Below are 18,731 nucleotides of genomic sequence, written 5' to 3'. Positions count from 1 at the left end.
TACAGTCCGGTGGCGACCCGATCCAGTCCGGCGATGCGTCACCGCGATCATGCTCCGAGAGTGAAGAAGGTGCTCTGATGCAGCTGCACCGACTGGAGGTCGAAGGATTCGGTCCGTTCCGCGAGCGGCAGACCGTCGACTTCGATGCGTTCGCCGACGACGGGATCTTCCTGATCGCCGGGCGCACAGGTGCCGGCAAGTCCAGCATCCTCGACGCCGTCTGCTTCGGGCTCTACGGCGGGGTCCCGCGGTACGAGGGCGGCGAGAAGCGGCTTCGCAGCGATCACTGCGAGCCCGACGACGTCACCGAGGTCGTGGTGGAGTTCAGCACTCCGGCAGGTCGATACCGTGTCAGGCGTTCGCCTGAGTACGAGCGCCCCAAGAAGCGCGGCGGGGGCCTGACGGTGCAACCCGCAGCGGTGCAGCTCCACACGATGGTCGGCGGCGAATGGATCGGTCTCGCCGCGAAGGAGCGCGAGGCCGCCTACGAGCTCGACGAGATCCTGCAGCTCAGTCGCGAGCAGTTCCTGCAGGTCATCCTGCTCGCGCAGAATCGATTCTCGGAGTTCCTGCTGGCGGGTAGCAAAGAGAGACAGTCGCTGCTGCGGCGGCTGTTCGGCACGGAACGGTTCGAAGACGTGCAGGCGCGGTTCGATGAACGCCGCAAGGCGGCCGAACAGGCTCTCGGGGCACGCCTCGCAACGGTGTCTGCCCGCCTCGACGAAGGCGAGCGGCTCGTCAGTAACGCCGACCTCGGCCACGACAGCGAGGCGCAGGAGGAAGACAGGGGGGACGCCGAGACGGAGTCTGTCGCGGCGACCACCGAGGAGCGCCTCGACGGTCTGCGCCGTGCGAAGGCTCGCGCCGATTACCGCGCGGACCGTCGAGCGGCCGAGCGCCTCGAGGCGGAGAAGCAGTCGGATGCCGCAGACGCCGCGCTCGCGATCGCGCGGGAGGAGCAGCGGGCGCAGGTCGAGCGGGATCGGGCCCGAGTAGCGCTCGCACGCCTCGAGGCCGACGAGCCGCACATCGCCGCCGCGCGCAGCGAGCTGCAGGACGCCAGAGCCGCGGAGCTGCTGCGTAGCCCGATCGCGACCGCGGTGACGGCGGCGGCGGCGTTCGAGGCGGCCGTCGCGGCCGAGGAGCGAGCAAGGGCGGCCTGGGAGGCGCACGACATCGTCGCGGACGATCTCGCGGTATGGGCTGCCGACCGCACGGCGCAGATCGGTGCATGGCAGCGGGCGGCGGAGCTGGAGCGCTCCGCGTCAGCGCTCGATGCCGAGCTCGCAGCGGCCGCCGATGCTGTCGCGGCGGCGACCGCGCGCATCGAAGCGACGGAGGCCGATCGTGTCGCCCTCCCCGCACAGCTCGACGAACTCACACTCGCGCGCGACGCGGCGAGGCAACTCGCCGATCGCGCCGGAGACCTGGCCGCAGCTCGGGATGCTGCTGCCGTGCGGCGTGCAGCAGCGCTCGAGGCAGTCCGCCTTCGAGCCTCCCATGCCGACGCCGAGCGGGAGCTCGCTGACGCGAGTGCGGCGCTCGCTGCTGCCCAGACCGCGCTCGCCGAACTCAGGCAGCGTCGACTCGACGGATTCGCGGGGGAGTTGGCGACGTCGCTGCATGAGGGCGAGGCGTGCCCGGTATGCGGGTCGCACGAGCACCCGGCTCCCGCCGTGCATGCCGATCCCGTCTCTGCGGACGACGTCGACGAGGCCGAAGCCGCGCGGGACGCCATCGCGCAGCGCGAGCGAGATGCGGCGGCGCTGACATCGGCACTGCGTGCCGACCTGGCCGCGGCGACCACCCGCGCAGACGGCCGAGACGCAGACGAGGCCAGCGCAGAGCTCGACGCAGCGACAGCGGCACACGCACAGAGCGCGGCTGCATACGAGCAGCAGATCGCGCTGGAGCAGCAGCGTGAGGAACTACTCGAGCGCATCCGCCGTCTCGACGGCGACCGCGAACGTGATTCCGCGGCGCTGGCTGCGGCGCACGAAGCGCACTCGCTCGTGGCGCAACGCGTCGCCGACACGCGGGAGGCGATCGCCGAGGCGAGAGGATCCTACGAGTCCGTGGCCGAGAGGCTCACGGTGATGCGCGTAGAGGTCCAGGCCGCTCTCGCGCTCGTCGAGGCTGTCGCTGAACGGACGCGCAGGGCCGAGGCGGAGACTGTTGCGACGGCCGAACAGGACGCGGCGCTGGACGCATCGGAGTTCGACGGCGTCGCTGCGGTCGAGCTGGCACTCCGCACCGCCGCCGCGCAGGCGGCTCTCGAGAGCCGCGTCAGCCAGCACTCCGTGCAGCGAGAGAAGGAGCGCGCGATCCTTCTCGACCTCGAGCTCCGCACGCTCCCGGAGGAGACGATCGACCTCGGTCCTGCCGAGCAGGTGTCCCTCGCCGCGCGGCAGCGTTGGTCGGCCGCGGTCGACGAGGCGGGACGGGCGGCGGGCGTGTCGGAGCAGCTCGGTGCGGTCATCGACGCCGCGGCATCCGAGCACGCCCGCATCGCAGACGAGGCGGCCGATTACGAGGTGCTGCGAGGACTTGCCGACACCATCGCCGGGCGCGGGGCGAACGCCCGCAAGATGACGCTCGAGACATTCGTCCTCGCCGCCGAACTCGAAGAGATCGTCGACGCGGCGAACCGCAGACTCAGTGACATGTCGACCGGGCGCTATCAGCTGCGCCACTCGGATGCGCTCGCCGCCCGCGGGGCTGCATCAGGGCTCGGCATCGTCGTGTTCGACGCGTTCACAGGCCAGACCCGCCCCGCGCAGTCGCTGTCGGGAGGCGAGACCTTCCTGAGCTCCCTCGCACTCGCTCTCGGACTCGCCGAAGTGGTCACCGCACGAGCCGGCGGCATCCGTCTCGACACCCTGTTCATCGATGAAGGGTTCGGCTCGCTCGACGGCGACACGCTCGATGTCGCGATGCGCACGCTCGACGAACTGCGCCAAGGCGGTCGCACCGTCGGCGTCATCAGCCATGTCGAGGCGATGCAGGAGCAGATCCCCGCGCAACTCCGTGTGCGTGCGACGTCGAGCGGCCCGAGCGTGATCGAGACGCGCTGAGACTCGGCGCGCCCCTCACCGGAGAGAGCGGAGTTCAGCGGACGCCCGTTGGTCAGACGCCGTACTCCCGGCGGATCACGTCACGCAGCTGAACGCTGCACCGCGCGATCGCCTCGCGGAAGTCGAGGAGCGCGCCGTCCTCAGCTCGGTCGGAGATCGCACGGAACGCACGGATCGGCACTCCGAACTGCTCGGCGACCCAGATGTACGCATAGGTCTCCATGTCGACCAGACCCGCGCCGGAAGGGCGGATGACGGCAGTGATGCCGGCATCGCCGACGAAGCTGTCGCCGGTCGCGATCAGCACGCCCTCGCGGCCGGTCGACACCCGCGCGGGCAGTGACACGTGCTGACCTGCGACACCGTCGAGGTCGAACACATCGTGCTGCAGCGCACTGCCGATCTCGTGCACCGTCGCTTCGAGGTCAGGGTCGATGCCTCCGGCGGTACCGACGACGACCACCTCGGTGTACTCCTTGGCATCGAGCGCGCGGGTGAGGCCGTACACGGCCTGCATCTTGCCCTCGCCGGTGACGAGCTGGTCGAATCCCTCGAGCTCCTCTGGGAACGCTGCGAGTTCGGAGGCCATGGCTGCGACGAGAAGTTTCACTCCGCCATCCTGCCAGGTCGGCCGGTCGTCGCGAAGTCCCGCGCACGCGGCCGATGTCATCTCGATGTAACACTGGGGGAGGATACTGGGGTCGGGCAGACCGGAGGAACACATGACCTTGCAGCAGCAGATCTCGGAAGCACTCGGCGTGAAGCCGGAGATCGATCCGGCAGCCGAGGTGGAGGGCCGCGTCGGCTTCCTCGTCGACTACCTGCGCACCACCGGAGCGAAGGGTTTCGTGCTCGGGATCTCTGGCGGTCAGGACTCGACACTCGCCGGACGACTGGCGCAGCTCGCGGTCGAGCGTGTCCGCGCGGAGGGCGGAGAAGCGAAGTTCCTCGCCGTGCGCCTGCCGTATCGGGTGCAGAAGGATGCCGCGGATGCCGAGGCTGCGCTCGAGTTCATCGCACCGGACTCCTCGGTCGAGGTGAACATCCAGAACGGCGTCGACGGTGTCGAAGAGGACATCGAGTTCGCCGTCACGAGCGACATCAGCGACTTCAACCGCGGCAACATCAAGGCGCGCGTGCGCATGGTGACGCAGTACGCGCTCGCCGGTCACGACGGTCTCCTCGTCGTCGGCACCGACCACGCGGCGGAGGCGGTCACGGGCTTCTACACGAAGTTCGGCGACGGCGCGGCCGACATCCTCCCCCTCTCCGGTCTCAGCAAGCGTCAGGGTCGGTCTCTCCTGCTCCTGCTCGGAGCGCCGGATCGTCTCGCCTTCAAGGTGCCGACGGCCGACCTGCTCGACGGTCAGCCCGGTCGGGCCGACGAAGACGAGCTGGGCCTCACGTATGAGCAGATCGACGACTTCCTCGAAGGGCGCGAGGTCGACCCCGACGTCGCGGGTCGCATCGAATCGCGTTACCTCGCGACGCAGCACAAGCGCAACCTCCCGGTGACGCCCGAAGACACCTGGTGGCGCTGACACGCGTCGCCTCGTGATCCCGTGTCGGATGCCGCGGCTAGTGTCGAAGCATCCGAGGGAACGGGAGAATCGTGCGGATCGACACTCAGGCGCAGCGCGTCATCTGGAGCGCGAGCGACCTCAAGGCGGCCGCCGAATGCGAGTTCGCCTGGTGTCGAGCGATCGATGCGAAGCTGGGCCGTGTTCCGGCCGTCGAGGAGCCTGAGGACGCGACTCTCGCCAGGGCCGCTTTGCTCGGAGACGTGCACGAACAGAACGTGCTGGCGCGGTACCTCGACGATCTCGGCTCCGATCGGGTGCATCTCGTCGAGAAGGTCTCGTCTGTCGACGCCGAGGCCCTCGCGGCGGCGGTCGACGAGACGGTGCGGGCACTCGGCTCCGACGCCGTGGTCGTCTTCCAGGCTGCCTTCGCGACACCCGAGTTCGTCGGGTTCGCCGACTTCCTGAAGCGCGACGACGACGGTCGCTGGCGGGTGCAGGACTCCAAGCTCGCCCGCAAGGCGCGGGTCACCGCGCTCATGCAGCTGGCGGCATATGTCGATCAGCTCGATCGGCTGGGGATTCCCCGATCCGACGAGGTCGATCTCATCCTCGGCGACGGAACGCTGAGCACCCACCGCGTCGACGACCTCCTTCCGCTGTTCCACGTGCGTCGAGCGCGCCTGCGCGCGCTCATCGCCGATCGTCGAGTCGACCAGGGCTCTGCCGGTGCCGCGCTGGCGTGGGGCGATGATCGCGGCGACCTCGAAGTCGTGGCCTGCGGGCGATGCGCGACGTGCGAGGATCAGGTGATCGCGCATCGCGATCTGCTCATGGTCGCGCGCATGCGGCCTGTGCAACGAGCGCGGCTGCGCGCGGCCGGGATCGAGACCATCGACGCCCTGGCCGATGCCGTCACGCCGCCTGACGGCATGAACACCGACACGTTCGAGACGCTGCGGGCGCAGGCGAGGCTGCAGATCCGCGCGGATGCCGAGGGGGAGCCGACATACGACGTGCACTACGCCGCGGCGATCCACACCCTCCCCGTGCCGAGCCATGGTGACATCTTCTTCGACTTCGAGGGCGACCCTCTCTACACCGAGCCGGCGCCTGACGGCGAAGGTCATTGGGGGATTGACTATCTCTTCGGTTGGGTCGACAACACCGACCAGTACACGGCGCTCTGGGCCCACGACTTCGCGGCTGAGCGAGAGGCGTTCGAGCGCTTCCTCGACTTCGTGAAGGTGCGCAGAGCCGCGCACCCCGGCATGCACATCTATCACTACGCCCCGTACGAGACCTCCCACCTGGTTGCCATGGCCGCGAGGCACGGCGTGCGCGAAGGCGAGATCGATCGGCTGCTGCGCGAGGGCGTGTTCGTCGACCTGTATCCGCTGGTGCTGCGCACCGTGAGGGTAGGCACGAGGTCGTACTCGATCAAGAAGCTCGAGCCGCTCTACATGGGCGAAGATGTGCGCACGAGCGACGTGCAGAAGGGCGATGACTCGATCGTCCAGTACGTGGCGGCCCGCGAGCTTGCGGCGGCAGGGGAGCAGGAGGAGGCGGACGCTGTGTTCGCCGATCTCGCCGACTACAACCGCTACGACTGCGTGTCGACGCGGCGCCTTCGCAACTGGCTGATCGACATCGCCCGCAAGGAGGGTGTGAACCCCGCCCCGCCCGATGAGGCCGATGAGGTCATCTACGAGCCGTCGCCCCGGTCGGTCGCGCTCCTCGCCGACGCGGAACGAGCCGTCGAGGCGGGTGGCGACGGGCAGGTGCATCGCATCGCGGCGGCAGCGATCGACTACTTCCCCCGAGAGGCCAAGAGCTTCTGGGTCTCGCACTTCCAGCGGCTGCGCGAGCCCGTCACGATGTGGGACGGCACTCGCGATGTCGTACGAATCGACCGCACGTCGTCGACCGTGCAGCGAGACTGGAGCGTCGGTGAGGGGCGCCGTGTGATGTCGCGTGACATCGAGATCCGCGGCGAGGTGTCGCCGGGAACGACCCTCGGTGCCGGATCCCAGCCGTTCGCCCTCTACCCGGTGCCTGCGCCTTTCGACACCGAGGCTCCGTCACGCGCGGTGCACGTCCCGCACACGGTCACAGTCGCCGCGGTGCTCGACGACGGCTATCTGATCACCGAGACGGCGATCCAAGGGCAGACCTGGGATGAGCTGCCTCTCGCTCTCACTCCGGCCGCGCCGCCACGCGTCGTCTCGCTGCAGGGAGCGATCGACGAATGGGCCGACACCGTCCACGCGGCAGCGCCCGGGTTCCCTTCCGATGCGGCCACCGACATCCTGCGCCGGATCCCCCCGCGCACGCTCTCGGGCAGCCTGCTGCCGGAGAGCGGCGATGACACGATCGATGCGATCGTGCGCGCGATCCTCGATCTCGACCGCAGTTACCTCGCCGTGCAGGGTCCTCCGGGCACGGGGAAGACCTACACGGGCTCGCAGGTGATCGCCCGGCTCGTGAGGGAGCACGGCTTCACGATCGGTGTCGTCGCGCAGTCGCACGCGATCATCGAGAATCTGCTCGAACGCGTGGTGGCCGACGGCGTTCCCGCGGCGCAGGTCGCCAAAGCACCGAAAGACCCGTCGACAGACCCGTCGTACACGGTGATCCCCAAGAACGGTGTGGCCGCGTTCCTCGGCGAGCATGCCGAGCACGGTGCCGTGGTGGGCGGCACGGCCTGGGACTTCAGCAACACCGCTCGGGTGGAGCGGGCAGGGCTCGACCTGCTCGTGGTCGATGAGGCGGGGCAGTTCTCCCTCGCCTCCACGATCGCCGTCGCGGCGGGTGCCCGGCGACTGCTGCTGCTCGGAGACCCTCAGCAGCTTCCCCAGGTCAGCCAGGGTGCGCACCCCGAGCCCGTCGACACGTCGGCGCTCGGCTGGGTGATGGACGGAGATGCGGTGGTGCGACCCGACTACGGCTACTTCCTGGCACGCTCATGGCGTATGCATCCCCGCCTCGCCGCGCCGGTGTCGAAGCTCGCGTACGCCGGGCAGCTCGCGTCGGCTCCGGGCACCGAGCGGCGTGCGCTCGAGGGCATCGATCCCGGTCTGCACATCGTCCCGCTCCGCCACCGCGGCAATGCCACGCAGTCGCCGGAGGAGGCCGACGCGGTGGTGGCACTCGTGCGCGACCTCGTCGGGCGAGCCTTCACAGACAACGATGCCGACGCCACGGTCCGTCCGCTCGCGCAGACGGACATCATCGTGGTCGCGCCCTACAACGCACAGCGTCAGACCGTGCACGACGCGCTCGTCGCGGCGGGCTTCCCCGACGTCCCGGTCGGCACGGTCGACAACTTCCAGGGCAAGGAGGCGGTGGTGTCCATCACGTCCCTCGCGGCATCCAGCGGACGCGATGCCCCCCGGGGTCCGGAGTTCCTGCTGCTGCAGAACCGACTGAACGTGGCGATCTCGAGAGCGCAGGTCGCGGCGTACCTCATCCACTCACCGGCCCTGCTCGACGACCTGCCCCGCACGCCCGAGGGAGTCGCTCGCATGAGCGCCTTCGCACGGCTGGTCGGTGCGGCGAGCTGAGGCAGCGCCGTGAACAGCGAGGTAGAGCGATGACCCACTCGATCGATGAGATCCTGCGCGCGTCGGCGGCGTGGGTCTGGTTTCCGCACGGTCGCCGTGTTCGCTCGCCCGATCGAGGAATCGATCGTCGACGTCCCCCTCGGCGTCAGCGCAGAGGTCGTGCGGACGCTCGACCAGGTTCGCGAGGTCGACCAGATCAACGTGCCCGTCTGGCAGCAGCAGCCACTCGACGAAGAAGGGCTTCGCGTCGAGTTCGATGAGATCACATCGAATCTCGACGCCGGAACGAACTTCCGCGTGCTCGCGCGATTCGACGAGGACGGCGAGGCGGTGAGCACGGGTGGCTGCACGATCGCCGACGGGTTCGCCCGGCTGTGGGGCGCGGCCACGCTCGAGCACGCGCGGGGGAGAGGCGCCTATCGCGCCGTCCTCGCCGAACGGCTGAGAGTGAGCGCCGCACTCGGAGCCACGACCGCGCTCGTGAAAGGTCGCACGGCGACGTCGGCTCCGATCCTTGCAAGAGCCGGTTTCACCCACCACGGAGACGAGCGCGGCTACCGACTGAGTGTGTGAGTATGCCATCGGAATCATCGGCGACAGCGAATACCCCGCCGACTGTGCTGCACCGGTGCGCAGAGTCCGCTTCGCCCGGGGAGATGCGGTGATCAGACCACGCTGTCGCCGAGTTCCTCACGCAGCACTCGTGCGCCTGCCGCCAGCGCGCTCAGCTTGTCGAGTGCGACGCGCCTCGGCAGGGGTGCCATGCCGCAGTTCGAGCTGGGGATGAGCAGGTCTGCGTCGACGAATTCGAGCGCGCGGCGCAGCGTGTCGGCGACTTCTTCTGCGCTCTCGATCTTCTCGCTCGCCACATCGATCGCCCCGAGCATGACCTTCTTGCCGCGGATGAGCTCGATGAGGTCCATCGGCACGTGCGAGTGGTGGCTCTCGAGGGAGATGATGTCGAAGGAAGACCGCTGGAGCAGCGGGAACGACTCCTCGTACTGCCTCCACTCCGCCCCGAGGGTCGCCTTCCACTCGTTGTTGGCCTTGATCCCGTAGCCGTAGCAGATGTGCACAGCCGTCTCGACGTTCAGCCCCTCGACGGCACGCTCCAGTGCGGCGACGCCCCAGTCCTTCATCTCGTCGAAGAACACGTTGAACGCAGGCTCGTCGAACTGGATGATGTCGACTCCCGCGGCCTCGAGCTCTCTCGCCTCCTGATTGAGGATCGTCGCGAACTCCCATGCCAGCTTCTCGCGGCTGCGATAGTGGCGGTCGGCCAGGGTGTCGATCATCGTCATCGGGCCCGGAAGCGCCCATTTGATCGGCTGATCCGTCTGCCGGCGCAGGAAAGCGGCGTCCTCCACGAACACGGGCTTGCGGCGGCTCACAGCACCCACCACAGAGGGCACGCTCGCGTCATAGCGGTCGCGGATGCGGACCGTCTCGCGCTTCTCGAAATCGACGCCGTCGAGGTGCTCGATGAACGTGGTGACGAAGTGCTGACGGGTCTGCTCGCCGTCGCTGACGATATCGATGCCACGTCGATGCTGCTCGTGCACCGCGGCGCGCAGCGCATCGCGCGTGCCCTCTCGGAGCGCATCGCCCTCGAGCTCCCAGGGCGACCAGAGCACCTCGGGCCTCGCGAGCCATGCCGGCTTGGGCAGGCTTCCGACGATCGAGGTGGGGAGAAGAGGTCTCACGGTCGTCGAACCGGTGCCGGTCATCGGACGGGAGCCGGGTAGGCGGCGGCCCACTGATCCAGCACGCGCCGGTGGGGCGTCACGAAGTGCTCATCCGCGTAGCGTCCTTGCACGACTGCGAGCTGGCTGCGCTCTTCGCGGTCGTAGGTGATCTCCGTCTGCTGGAAGTCCTCATGCGCCAGGCTCGGACGGTACACGCTCTCTGCGGGGGCGTTCGCGTTGTAGATCTCCGGCCGATAGATCTTCTGGAACGTCTCCATCGTGCTGATCGTGCCGATGAGCTGCAGGTCGGAGTAGTCGCTCAGAAGATCGCCACGGAAATAGAAGGCGAGCGGAGCGACGCTGCCGCGCGGCATGAAGTACCGCACCTGCAGGCCCATCTTCCCGAAGTATTCGTCGGTGAGCGAGAACGAGTCCTGGACGTACTCGGCGCCGAGTACGGGGTGGTGATTGCCGTTGCGTCGATAGGTCCTGCTGGTCGAGACGCTGATGCAGATGACCGGTGCCGTCGGGAAGCGCTCCTGATACGCGTCGGATTCGAGGAAGTGCTGGAAGAGCTTGCCGTGCAGCACGCCGAAGTCGTCGGGAGTCGTGAATCCGGTCCCCGCCGCGTTCGCCGCCGGCAGGACGACGCTGAAGTCGTAGTCGCGAAGGTAGGAGGAGAAGTTGTTCCCCACGATCCCGTTGTGGCGCTCTCCGGTCAGTCGGTCGACGATGTGGATGTCGAGCACTTCGAGTACCGGGAACTCCCGATCTTCGCCGTCGGCGAATCGCAGCTGCACGGAGACGATGTCGAGCTCGACCGAGTAGCGGTCGCCGTCAGGGCTGTCGCCGCGTGCGAGATCGTTGAACCGACGGTCGATCATCGAGAGGGCATTGCGGAGGTTCTGCTGGCGCCGCTCGCCGCGTGCGAGGTTGGCGAAGTTGGTGGTGATCCGCGAACTGTCCGACGGGGCGTAGTCCTCGTCGAAGCGCGTGGTGGTGATGCTGAACGTGATCTCGTTCGCCATGAGGGGCCAATCCGGGAGGTGGGAGGCCGGCTCGGCCTCGCGAAAGCTGTGCTCTCATGGTGCGTCCGCAACGAGGTCATCGGGTAATTCGGCTCCACTATGCGGTGATATAGCCTTCTCCTATGCCCAGGCGATCGAGCGGAATCACGCTGCAACAGCTCCAGTACTTCATCGAGGTCGCCGCGGAAGGTTCCATCACCGCCGCGGCCGACACGCTCTATGTCGCTCAGCCCACCATGTCCGCGGCGATGAAAGACCTTGAGAACAGGGTGGGCCGTGCGCTCCTGACCCGCTCGGCTCGAGGAATCACGCTCACCACCGACGGCACCGAGTTCCTCGGGTACGCGCGACAGATCGTCGAGCAGGCCGAACTGCTCGAGCAGCGCTACCTGGGTCGGCCGCCGTCGCGCCGCCTCCTCGGGGTGTCGACGCAGCACTATTCCTTCGCCGTCGACGCGTTCGTGCGGATGGTCAAGGGCACGAGCGCGGCCGAGTACGAATTCTCACTCCGGGAGACTCGCACGTGGGACATCATCGAGGACGTGCGCACGCTGCGCAGCGAACTCGGCATCCTCTTCCGCAACGACTTCAACCGGAACGTGATCGACAAGCTGTTGCGAGACTCGGGTCTCGCGTTCCATCCGCTCTTCGTCGCCGAACCGCACATCTTCGTCTCGCGACGGAACGCGCTCGCCTCTCGAGAGCGCGCGACGCTCGACGATCTCGTGGGTCTGCCGCGACTCACCTTCGACCAGGGGGCGAACAACTCGTTCTACTTCGCCGAGGAGATCCTCTCGACCCTCTCGAGCGCGCGGGAGATCAGGGTCTCGGACCGAGCGACGATCTTCAACCTCATGATCGGGCTCGATGGCTACACGATCTCCACGGGCATCATCAGCGACGACCTGGACCCCGAGATCGTCGCTGTGCCGCTCGACGTCGACGATCACATCGAGATCGGATGGGTCGGGCGCACGGCGATCCCCCTCACCGAGCAGGCGAAGCGATATCTCATGGAGGTGCGAGACGTCGTGGCGGGCTTCGGCGTGGCGCTGCTCGACGACGGCGAGCCGACGACGCCTCAGACGGTGCCGTAGAGGCGGTCTCCTGCGTCGCCGAGCCCGGGAACGATGTAGCCCTTCTCATTCAGACGCTCGTCGAGCGCGCCGAGAACGATGGTCACATCGCGGTCGCCGACGAGCGCCTCGATCGCGGCGAGACCCTCCGGCGTGCCCAGCAGGCAGATCGCCGTGACGTCCTTGGCCCCGCGGTCGAAGAGGAACTGGATCGCCGCAGCCAGCGAGCCACCGGTTGCGAGCATCGGGTCGATGGCGAAGCACTGACGGTCGCTGAGGTCGTCGGGAAGACGCTCGGCGTAGGTGGTCGGCTCGAACGTCTCTTCGTCGCGGACCATCCCGAGGAACCCGACCTCGGCGGTCGGCAGCAGCTTGACGAGGCCTTCGAGCATCCCGAGACCTGCTCGCAGGATCGGGACGACGATCGGACGCGGCTCGGAGATCTTGACGCCCATCGTCGTGGTCACCGGAGTGGTGATCTCGACCGGACTGACCTTCACGTTGCGGGTCGCCTCGTACGCGAGCAGCGTCACGAGCTCTTCGGTCAGCTGGCGGAAGACCGGCGACGGTGTGCGATGGTCGCGCAGCACCGAGAGCTTGTGAGTGACGAGAGGGTGGTCGGCGACGTGGACACGCATGCTTACAGGCTAATGCGCCGGACGCCCGCGCACGACATCGGATGCGGGCGTCCGGCTTCTGCGGCTGTCGTAGGCTCGACCCATGACCGCCGCCGACATCATCGCGATGCGTCGCGCGCTCGAGCTCGCGGCCGACGCGGCGGCAGCGTCGGAGATACCCGTCGGCGCGGTGGTGCTCGACGCCGAGGACCGGATCATCGCGGAGGGTCGCAACAACCGCGAGGCGACCGGCGATCCGACCGGTCACGCCGAGGTGGAGGCGCTGCGTGCCGCCGCGGCATCCGTCGGCTCATGGAACCTCGAGGGCCATACCCTCGTCGTCACGCTCGAGCCCTGCCTCATGTGCGCCGGTGCGATCCTGCAGGCGCGAATCGGCCGAGTCGTGTTCGGTGCCTGGGATGACAAGGCCGGGGCCGCCGGGTCGATGTACGACGTGCTGCGCGACCGCCGGCTGCCCTATCGGGCCGAGGTCATCGGCGGGGTCGGAGCCGACGATGCCGCTGCTCTGCTGCGGGACTTCTTCGAGCAGCGACGCTGACGGTCGCCGCCGTGGTGCGAGTCAGTCCGAGGACTTGAGCACGAACACGTCGGTCGACGGCTCCGGATCGAGCGACGGCCGGTACACGTCGGGCTCGATGTAGACGACGCGAGCTGCCGGCACGGCCTCGCGGATGCGAGCCTCGATCGCGTCGATGTCGACGGCGGCCTCGCGCAGGGGCTTGTCGGCGTTGAGCGCGATCTTCGCGGCCACCATCAGCTCGTCGGGTCCGAGGTAGAGCGTCTTCATGTGGATGATCTTCTCGATCTCGTCGCCCGCGTTGATCGCGTCGACGATGCGATCGTGATCCGCCTGGGTGGCCCCCTCGCCCACGAGCAGGCTCTTGGTCTCGACTCCGAGCACGATCGCGATGATCACGAGCAGGATGCCGATCATCAGGGTGCCGAGTGCGTCGAACAGCGGGTTGCCGGTGATCACGGTCAGGCCGACGCCGAGCAGCGCGAAGGTGAGACCGGTCAGCGCTCCGACATCCTCGAGCAGCACGACGGGCAGCTCGGGTGCCTTCGCGCGGCGGACGAACGACACCCACGACTGGCCCGTGTCGCGTACGAGATTGCTCTCCTTGACGGCCGTGCGCAGCGAGAACGACTCGAGGCCGATCGCGACGACGAGCACGACGAGCGGCAACCACCACCAGGTCTTGTCGAGCTCATGGGGATGGGTGAGCTTGTCGATCGCCTCGTAGATCGCGAACAGGCCACCGACCGAGAACAGGATGATCGACACGACGAACGCGTAGACGTAGCGTTCCCGGCCGTAGCCGAACGGGTGAGCTCGGTCGGCCCCGCGCTTCGCCTTGCGCCCACCCACCATGAGCAGCAGCTGGTTGCCCGAGTCGGCGACCGAGTGGATCGCCTCGGCGAGCATCGATGCCGACCCCGAGAGCGCCCACGCGAGGAACTTCGCCAGGGCGATGCCGAGGTTCGCCAGGAACGCCGCGAGAATGGCCTTGCCGCCGCCGGATGCACTCATGCGTCGAGTCTAGATCCGCCTCTTCGCTGACGCCGGTATGCCCGCCGTAGGATGACGACATGGCTGACTCTCTTCCCGCTCTCGCGTTCCTCGGTGCCGGTTCGATGGGCGGCGCGATCCTCCGCGGTGTGGTCGCATCCGGGATCCTCGTCGACGGAGGCATCACCGCGACGAACCGCTCATCCGAGAAGGCGGCGGCCCTCGCCGACCTCGACGGCGTCACGAGTATCGCGCTCTCCGAGGCGCCCGACGGCAACGCGCAGGCGACTCAGTCTGCTCGGATCGTCCTGGTGGGCGTGAAGCCGGCGATGGTCCCCGACCTGCTGCGCGAGATCGCTCCCGCACTCGCCGCCGACGCGATCGTGGTGAGTCTCGCGGCCGGGGTCACGCTGCAGACCTTCGCCGACAACCTCGGCGCCGACGTCCGTGTGATCCGATCGATGCCGAACACCCCGTCGACCGTCGGCAAGGGCGTCACGGGCCTCGCGGCGGGGGCGGCCGCATCCGCCGACGACCTCGCTCTCGTGCACCGTCTCTTCGCGACCGTGGGTGCAGTCGTCGAGGTTCCGGAGTCGCAGATCGACGCGCTGTCGACGATCTCGGGATCGGGCCCCGCCTACGTCTATCTGCTCATCGAGGAGCTCACGAAGGCCGCCATCGGCATGGGCTTCAGCAAGAGCGATGCACGAGTGATGGTCGAGCAGACGTTCATCGGCGCGACCGCGCTGCTCGACGCGTCGGGGGAGGAGCCGTCCGAGCTTCGTCGTCGAGTCACGAGTCCGAAGGGCACCACGGAGCGCGCCGTCGCAGTGCTGCAGGACGCTCACCTCGACCGGACGTTCGCGGACGCAGCGGATGCGGCGCTGGCCCGGGCGAAAGAGCTGGCTGCCGGAGGCTGACATGCAGCTGCGGTTCACGGGGGAGATCTGGTTCTGGCGCGGACCTGCGCCGTTCCATTTCGTGACCGTGCCGCCCGCCGAGAGCGAGATGATCGGCGAGATCGCGAGCGTCGTGACCTACGGATGGGGGATGATCCCCGCATCCGTGACGATCGGGCGCACGACCGTGACCACGGCACTGTGGCCGAAAGACGGCGGCTACATCGTGCCGATCAAGAAGGCGCTGCAGGATCGCGAGGGTGTCGGCATCGACGACGTCGTCGAGATCACGCTCGACATCGACGCCTGACCTCGAGGCCGGGTCGGTCGCTCAGCGGTCGAGCGCGGCGAATCGCTCGATGTCGCTGTTGGTGCCCGAGACGATGATGAGGTCGTGGTTCGTGACGATCGTGTTCGCCTCGGCGTAGCGGAACGGCTTGCCGGGGCTCTTCACGCCGACGACGGTGACCTTGTACTTGCTGCGCACGCCGGATTCGTTCAGGCCGACGCCGCGGATGAACTTCGGCGGGTACATCTTCGCGAGGACGAAGTCGTCGTCGAAGCGGATGAAGTCGAGCATCCGGCCCGACACGAGGTGGGCGACGCGCTCCCCGGCCTCACGCTCGGGGTAGATGACGTGGTTGGCGCCCACGCGGGCCAGGATCTTGCCGTGCGACTGCGAGACGGCCTTCGCCCAGATCTGCGGCACCTTGAGATCGACGAGGTTCGCGGTGATCAGCACGGACGCTTCGATCGACGAACCGACGGCGACGACGGCGACCTGGAAATCCTGAGCGCCGATCTGACGCAGCGCGTCGATGTTCTTCGCGTCGGACTGCACCGTGTGGGTGACGCGGTCCGACCACTTCTGCACGAGCTCGAGGTTCGCGTCGATGGCCAGCACTTCGCGGTCGAGGCGATCGAGCTCGCCGGCACACGCGGCACCGAACCGGCCGAGGCCGATGACGAGGACGGGAGCATCGCTCCGGAGTACTTCAACCAACGATCGGCCTTTCGACGGGCAGCGAGTAATACTGCGATCGCGATGTCGCGGCGACTGCCGCGGCGAGAGTCACTGTACCAACGCGCCCCATGAAGACGGTGGTCGCGAGCACGTACTTGGCGGAATCGGGGAGTTCCGCGGTGAGGCCGGTCGAGAGGCCGACGGTGCCGAACGCGGAGATCACGTCGAACAGCACATGACTGATGTCGGCCTTGGTGATCTGGGCGATGATGATCGTCGACAGCGCGACGATCGTGGCACCCCACGCGACGACGCTGAGTGCCACCCGCTGCACGTCGCTGGGGATGCGGCGGCCGAAGACCTCGACCGACTGGCGGCCCTTGGCTTCGGACCACACGGCGATGGCGAGCACTGCGAGAGTGGTGACCTTGATTCCTCCGGCGGTGGATGCCGAACCACCGCCGACGAACATCAGCATGCTCGCGGCCAGCAGGGATGAGCCGTTCAGATCGTCCATCTCGATCACGTTGAAGCCGCCCGAGCGGGTCATCGCCGAGAGGAAGAACGCCTGGAACGTGGTGTCTGCGGCATCCATCGACCCGAAGGTCTTCGGGTTGTTGTACTCGAGGATCAGGAAGACGGCCGCGCCGAGCACGAACAGGAGAACAGTGGTGACGAGAGTGAGCTTGGTGTGCAGTGACCACTTCTTCACATGCCAGACATGCTTGGCCAGTGTGTAGATCACGGGAAAGCCGATGCTCCCGAGGAAGACGCCCACCATCAGCAACGACAGCACGAGATAGTCGTCGGCGAAGACGGCCACGCCGCCGTCGTTGGGGGCGAACCCGGTGTTCGTGAACGCCATCGCGGCGAAGTACGGTGCCTCCCACAGCGCGGCGATAGGGTCGACCTCGGCCAGGACCAGTGCGGGGTAGAGGAGGATCGCGAGAGCGCCCTCGATGATCAGCGCCGACACCGCGACGGTGCGCAGAAGCTGGCCGACCTCGCCCAGTCGAACGGTCTGGCTCTCGTTCACGACACCGCCGTGCGCGCGCAGCGGGTTCGTGTCGCCGGCGGCCATGAGCTTCGCACGCAGACCGAGTCGCTTCGAGATGACCAGGCCCATCAGCGAGGCGAGCGTGAGCACGCCGAGGCCACCGATGTTCACGCCGATGAAGATCAGCACGTGCCCGAACGGAGACCAGTGATTCGCCATGTCGACGGTGGCGAGGCCCGTGACGCAGATGGTAGACACGGCGGTGAACAGCGCATCCGCCAGCGGCGTGACCGTGCGCGACGCCGAAGCGATAGGCAGTGACAGCAGCACGGTGAACACGAGTATGAGCAACGCGAAGATGACGATCGCGAAGCGCGACGGCGAGGAGGTGATGAGGTGCTTGCCCCATGATGCGATGTTCTGAAGACGCTGTCGAGGTGACGACGCCGAAGCGATGCCCGACATCGAGTCCCCCTTCGCTTTCCCTCGCCACGCATCGCGGCTGCTCGACGTCGATCGACGAGCCTTCGTCATGGTACTCCGTGCCGGGGACGACTACCCTGATCACATGACGGACATCTTCGACGTGATCGCAGACGGTACGAGGCGCGACATCCTCCAGCTTCTTCTGCGACGCACCGCCGAAGGAGACGCCGGCACGAGCGTGAGCCATATCGTCGCCGACCTCGGCATCAGCCAGCCCACCGTCTCGAAGCATCTGAAGGTTCTCCGCGAGGCGGAACTGGTCAGTGTCCGCGAAGACGGACAGCGGCGCTTCTACAGCCTCGCCGTCGAGCCGCTGGAGGTCGTCGACGACTGGCTCGTCCCGTTCCTCATGGATGCCTACGGCGATGACGCGCCGGACATCGCCTACCCCGGGCAGCCTCTGCCCGACTCTGCGGCACACGCGGCCGAGGTGGTCGGTCGTGCGGCGGCATCTGCGAAGCACGTCGTCGCCAACGCGTTCAAGCGCTTCGGCGGCTGACCCCCCTGGACGCACGTCGCCCCCGACGACAACGGGGGGCTTGTCATCGAGGGCGTTGCCACGGGCCCCAGCCCGCGTGGACTCGGATGGTGCCATCGTGAGTCGTGGATCCAGCATCCCAGTGCAGTCTGAACGGTTGCGGCAAACGTCCTATGTCTGCGCTGTGACGCGCACGTTCACTCGGTCGTGCACGACGCGAGCATGGCGACACTCTCGTCCTCGTCCCGGCCTGACGGCGACTTCAGGATCGTGTTCGGTGATCCTCACTGATCACATAGGCCACACGGGTTTACACGCGTCCCAGATTCCCCCTAGAGTGTGCACAAATCGAGAAAGGGGTACGTGGGATGCCCGAGGTTCCAGATGTCCGGTTCCTTACGGTGGCTGAGGTCGCCGAACTCATGCGCGTGTCGAAGATGACCGTCTATCGAATGGTGCACGCTGGGGAGCTGCCAGCCATTCGCTTCGGTCGCAGTTTCCGGGTTCCGGAATCCGCGGTGGCCGATGCTCTGCAACGACCGATAGCCGACGTCGGCTGACGCTCTCGTCTCGGTCTCGAGAGCGCGTGCAGCGAGAGCTCCACTGTTTGCTAGACTGATCCGAGGCATTTTTCCGTGCCCGTACCCGGGTGTCCGTCACCGACGACACCCAGCCACTGACTTAGTGAGGTTTCCGTGGGTTCTGTCATCAAGAAGCGCCGCAAGCGCATGGCGAAGAAGAAGCACCGCAAGCTGCTTCGTAAGACTCGCCACCAGCGTCGCAACAAGAAGTAAGCGACCAGACACGAGCGCC

The 18,731-nt window shown here is 67.5% G+C and carries 18 protein-coding genes; 11 read left to right on the top strand and 7 right to left on the bottom strand.

The window, feature by feature from the left end:
- Window positions 1–77: 77 nt before the first annotated feature.
- The gene (locus QMA07_RS02955) at window positions 78–3,074 is read left to right on the top strand and encodes an SMC family ATPase (protein ID WP_290159894.1); all 2,997 of its coding nucleotides are present in this window, start codon (window positions 78–80) and stop codon (window positions 3,072–3,074) included.
- Window positions 3,075–3,126: 52 nt separating this feature from the next.
- Here QMA07_RS02955 and QMA07_RS02950 read toward each other — a convergent pair whose 3' ends face one another.
- On the bottom strand, window positions 3,127–3,684 hold the full coding sequence (locus QMA07_RS02950) for a nucleoside phosphorylase (RefSeq protein ID WP_290159892.1): 558 nt from the start codon (window positions 3,682–3,684) through the stop codon (window positions 3,127–3,129).
- Between the two features lie 112 nt (window positions 3,685–3,796).
- On the opposite strand from QMA07_RS02950, the gene nadE reads away from it, so the two are divergent.
- From nadE to QMA07_RS02935, 3 genes are all read left to right on the top strand, one after another.
- Window positions 3,797–4,615: an ammonia-dependent NAD(+) synthetase gene (nadE, locus tag QMA07_RS02945; RefSeq protein ID WP_290159890.1), complete on the top strand. Its 819-nt coding sequence runs from the start codon at window positions 3,797–3,799 to the stop codon at window positions 4,613–4,615.
- Between the two features lie 71 nt (window positions 4,616–4,686).
- Entirely contained in the window at window positions 4,687–8,157 is a 3,471-nt protein-coding gene (locus QMA07_RS02940) for a bifunctional RecB family nuclease/DEAD/DEAH box helicase (protein WP_290159888.1), read from the top strand.
- Window positions 8,158–8,253: 96 nt separating this feature from the next.
- Window positions 8,254–8,730, top strand: a complete 477-nt coding sequence (locus QMA07_RS02935; protein ID WP_290159887.1) for a hypothetical protein — start codon at window positions 8,254–8,256, stop codon at window positions 8,728–8,730.
- A gap of 92 nt (window positions 8,731–8,822) precedes the next feature.
- On the opposite strand, the gene QMA07_RS02930 is transcribed toward QMA07_RS02935, so the two are convergent.
- Complete coding sequence (locus QMA07_RS02930) at window positions 8,823–9,860, bottom strand: methionine synthase (protein WP_290159948.1); 1,038 nt, start codon at window positions 9,858–9,860, stop codon at window positions 8,823–8,825.
- A gap of 20 nt (window positions 9,861–9,880) precedes the next feature.
- Window positions 9,881–10,870: a putative oxygenase MesX gene (locus QMA07_RS02925; protein WP_290159886.1), complete on the bottom strand. Its 990-nt coding sequence runs from the start codon at window positions 10,868–10,870 to the stop codon at window positions 9,881–9,883.
- A 122-nt stretch (window positions 10,871–10,992) separates the two neighbouring features.
- On the opposite strand from QMA07_RS02925, the gene QMA07_RS02920 reads away from it, so the two are divergent.
- Entirely contained in the window at window positions 10,993–11,967 is a 975-nt protein-coding gene (locus QMA07_RS02920; protein WP_290159884.1) for a LysR family transcriptional regulator, read from the top strand.
- Here the strand turns inward: QMA07_RS02920 and upp are convergent.
- Window positions 11,952–12,584, bottom strand: a complete 633-nt coding sequence (upp, locus tag QMA07_RS02915; protein WP_042538962.1) for a uracil phosphoribosyltransferase — start codon at window positions 12,582–12,584, stop codon at window positions 11,952–11,954. The genes QMA07_RS02920 and upp overlap by 16 nt on opposite strands.
- 82 nt (window positions 12,585–12,666) lie before the next feature.
- On the opposite strand from upp, the gene tadA reads away from it, so the two are divergent.
- A complete protein-coding gene (gene tadA, locus QMA07_RS02910) occupies window positions 12,667–13,122 on the top strand; it encodes a tRNA adenosine(34) deaminase TadA (RefSeq protein WP_290159881.1) in 456 nt (151 codons plus the stop codon).
- A 21-nt stretch (window positions 13,123–13,143) separates the two neighbouring features.
- On the opposite strand, the gene QMA07_RS02905 is transcribed toward tadA, so the two are convergent.
- Complete coding sequence (locus QMA07_RS02905) at window positions 13,144–14,115, bottom strand: cation diffusion facilitator family transporter (protein ID WP_290159879.1); 972 nt, start codon at window positions 14,113–14,115, stop codon at window positions 13,144–13,146.
- Between the two features lie 59 nt (window positions 14,116–14,174).
- Here QMA07_RS02905 and proC point away from each other — a divergent pair, with 59 nt between their 5' ends.
- Both proC and QMA07_RS02895 read left to right on the top strand, forming a co-directional pair.
- Window positions 14,175–15,014: a pyrroline-5-carboxylate reductase gene (gene proC / locus QMA07_RS02900; protein ID WP_290159877.1), complete on the top strand. Its 840-nt coding sequence runs from the start codon at window positions 14,175–14,177 to the stop codon at window positions 15,012–15,014.
- A 1-nt stretch (window position 15,015) separates the two neighbouring features.
- Window positions 15,016–15,303: a DUF1905 domain-containing protein gene (locus QMA07_RS02895; RefSeq protein WP_290159876.1), complete on the top strand. Its 288-nt coding sequence runs from the start codon at window positions 15,016–15,018 to the stop codon at window positions 15,301–15,303.
- 21 nt (window positions 15,304–15,324) lie between these two features.
- Here the strand turns inward: QMA07_RS02895 and QMA07_RS02890 are convergent, their stop codons facing one another.
- On the bottom strand, window positions 15,325–15,996 hold the full coding sequence (locus QMA07_RS02890; protein WP_140036265.1) for a TrkA family potassium uptake protein: 672 nt from the start codon (window positions 15,994–15,996) through the stop codon (window positions 15,325–15,327).
- Window positions 15,989–17,419 carry a potassium transporter TrkG gene (locus QMA07_RS02885; protein WP_290159875.1) on the bottom strand — a complete coding sequence of 477 codons (1,431 nt, stop codon included), beginning with the start codon at window positions 17,417–17,419 and terminating at the stop codon, window positions 15,989–15,991. The genes QMA07_RS02890 and QMA07_RS02885 overlap by 8 nt, the downstream gene beginning before the upstream one ends.
- 103 nt (window positions 17,420–17,522) lie before the next feature.
- Between QMA07_RS02885 and QMA07_RS02880 the strand changes: the two genes are divergently transcribed.
- The 3 genes from QMA07_RS02880 (at window position 17,523) to QMA07_RS02870 (ending at window position 18,712) form a co-directional block, all read left to right on the top strand.
- Window positions 17,523–17,939: a metalloregulator ArsR/SmtB family transcription factor gene (locus QMA07_RS02880; RefSeq protein ID WP_290159874.1), complete on the top strand. Its 417-nt coding sequence runs from the start codon at window positions 17,523–17,525 to the stop codon at window positions 17,937–17,939.
- Between the two features lie 347 nt (window positions 17,940–18,286).
- Entirely contained in the window at window positions 18,287–18,478 is a 192-nt protein-coding gene (locus QMA07_RS02875) for a helix-turn-helix domain-containing protein (protein ID WP_042538977.1), read from the top strand.
- Between the two features lie 135 nt (window positions 18,479–18,613).
- The gene (locus QMA07_RS02870; protein WP_003792170.1) at window positions 18,614–18,712 is read left to right on the top strand and encodes an AURKAIP1/COX24 domain-containing protein; all 99 of its coding nucleotides are present in this window, start codon (window positions 18,614–18,616) and stop codon (window positions 18,710–18,712) included.
- Window positions 18,713–18,731 lie beyond the last annotated feature (19 nt).

This window comes from Microbacterium sp. APC 3901, from assembly GCF_030407765.1.
GTDB lineage: Bacteria > Actinomycetota > Actinomycetes > Actinomycetales > Microbacteriaceae > Microbacterium.
The sequence above is the reverse complement of the archived record's forward strand: the minus strand, read 5'-3'. Positions and strand labels throughout refer to the sequence as shown.

Bases quoted from the DNA above. Each gene is read 5' to 3' on its own strand.
- QMA07_RS02955 (WP_290159894.1), top strand. From the start codon at position 78: ATGCAGCTGCACCGACTGGAGGTCGAAGGATTCGGTCCGTTCCGCGAG.
- nadE (WP_290159890.1), top strand. From the start codon at position 3,797: ATGACCTTGCAGCAGCAGATCTCGGAAGCACTCGGCGTGAAGCCGGAG.
- QMA07_RS02925 (WP_290159886.1), bottom strand. From the start codon at position 10,870: ATGGCGAACGAGATCACGTTCAGCATCACCACCACGCGCTTCGACGAG.
- QMA07_RS02920 (WP_290159884.1), top strand. From the start codon at position 10,993: ATGCCCAGGCGATCGAGCGGAATCACGCTGCAACAGCTCCAGTACTTC.
- upp (WP_042538962.1), bottom strand. From the start codon at position 12,584: ATGCGTGTCCACGTCGCCGACCACCCTCTCGTCACTCACAAGCTCTCG.
- tadA (WP_290159881.1), top strand. From the start codon at position 12,667: ATGACCGCCGCCGACATCATCGCGATGCGTCGCGCGCTCGAGCTCGCG.
- QMA07_RS02905 (WP_290159879.1), bottom strand. From the start codon at position 14,115: ATGAGTGCATCCGGCGGCGGCAAGGCCATTCTCGCGGCGTTCCTGGCG.
- proC (WP_290159877.1), top strand. From the start codon at position 14,175: ATGGCTGACTCTCTTCCCGCTCTCGCGTTCCTCGGTGCCGGTTCGATG.
- QMA07_RS02895 (WP_290159876.1), top strand. From the start codon at position 15,016: ATGCAGCTGCGGTTCACGGGGGAGATCTGGTTCTGGCGCGGACCTGCG.
- QMA07_RS02885 (WP_290159875.1), bottom strand. From the start codon at position 17,419: ATGTCGGGCATCGCTTCGGCGTCGTCACCTCGACAGCGTCTTCAGAAC.
- QMA07_RS02880 (WP_290159874.1), top strand. From the start codon at position 17,523: ATGACGGACATCTTCGACGTGATCGCAGACGGTACGAGGCGCGACATC.
- QMA07_RS02875 (WP_042538977.1), top strand. From the start codon at position 18,287: ATGCCCGAGGTTCCAGATGTCCGGTTCCTTACGGTGGCTGAGGTCGCC.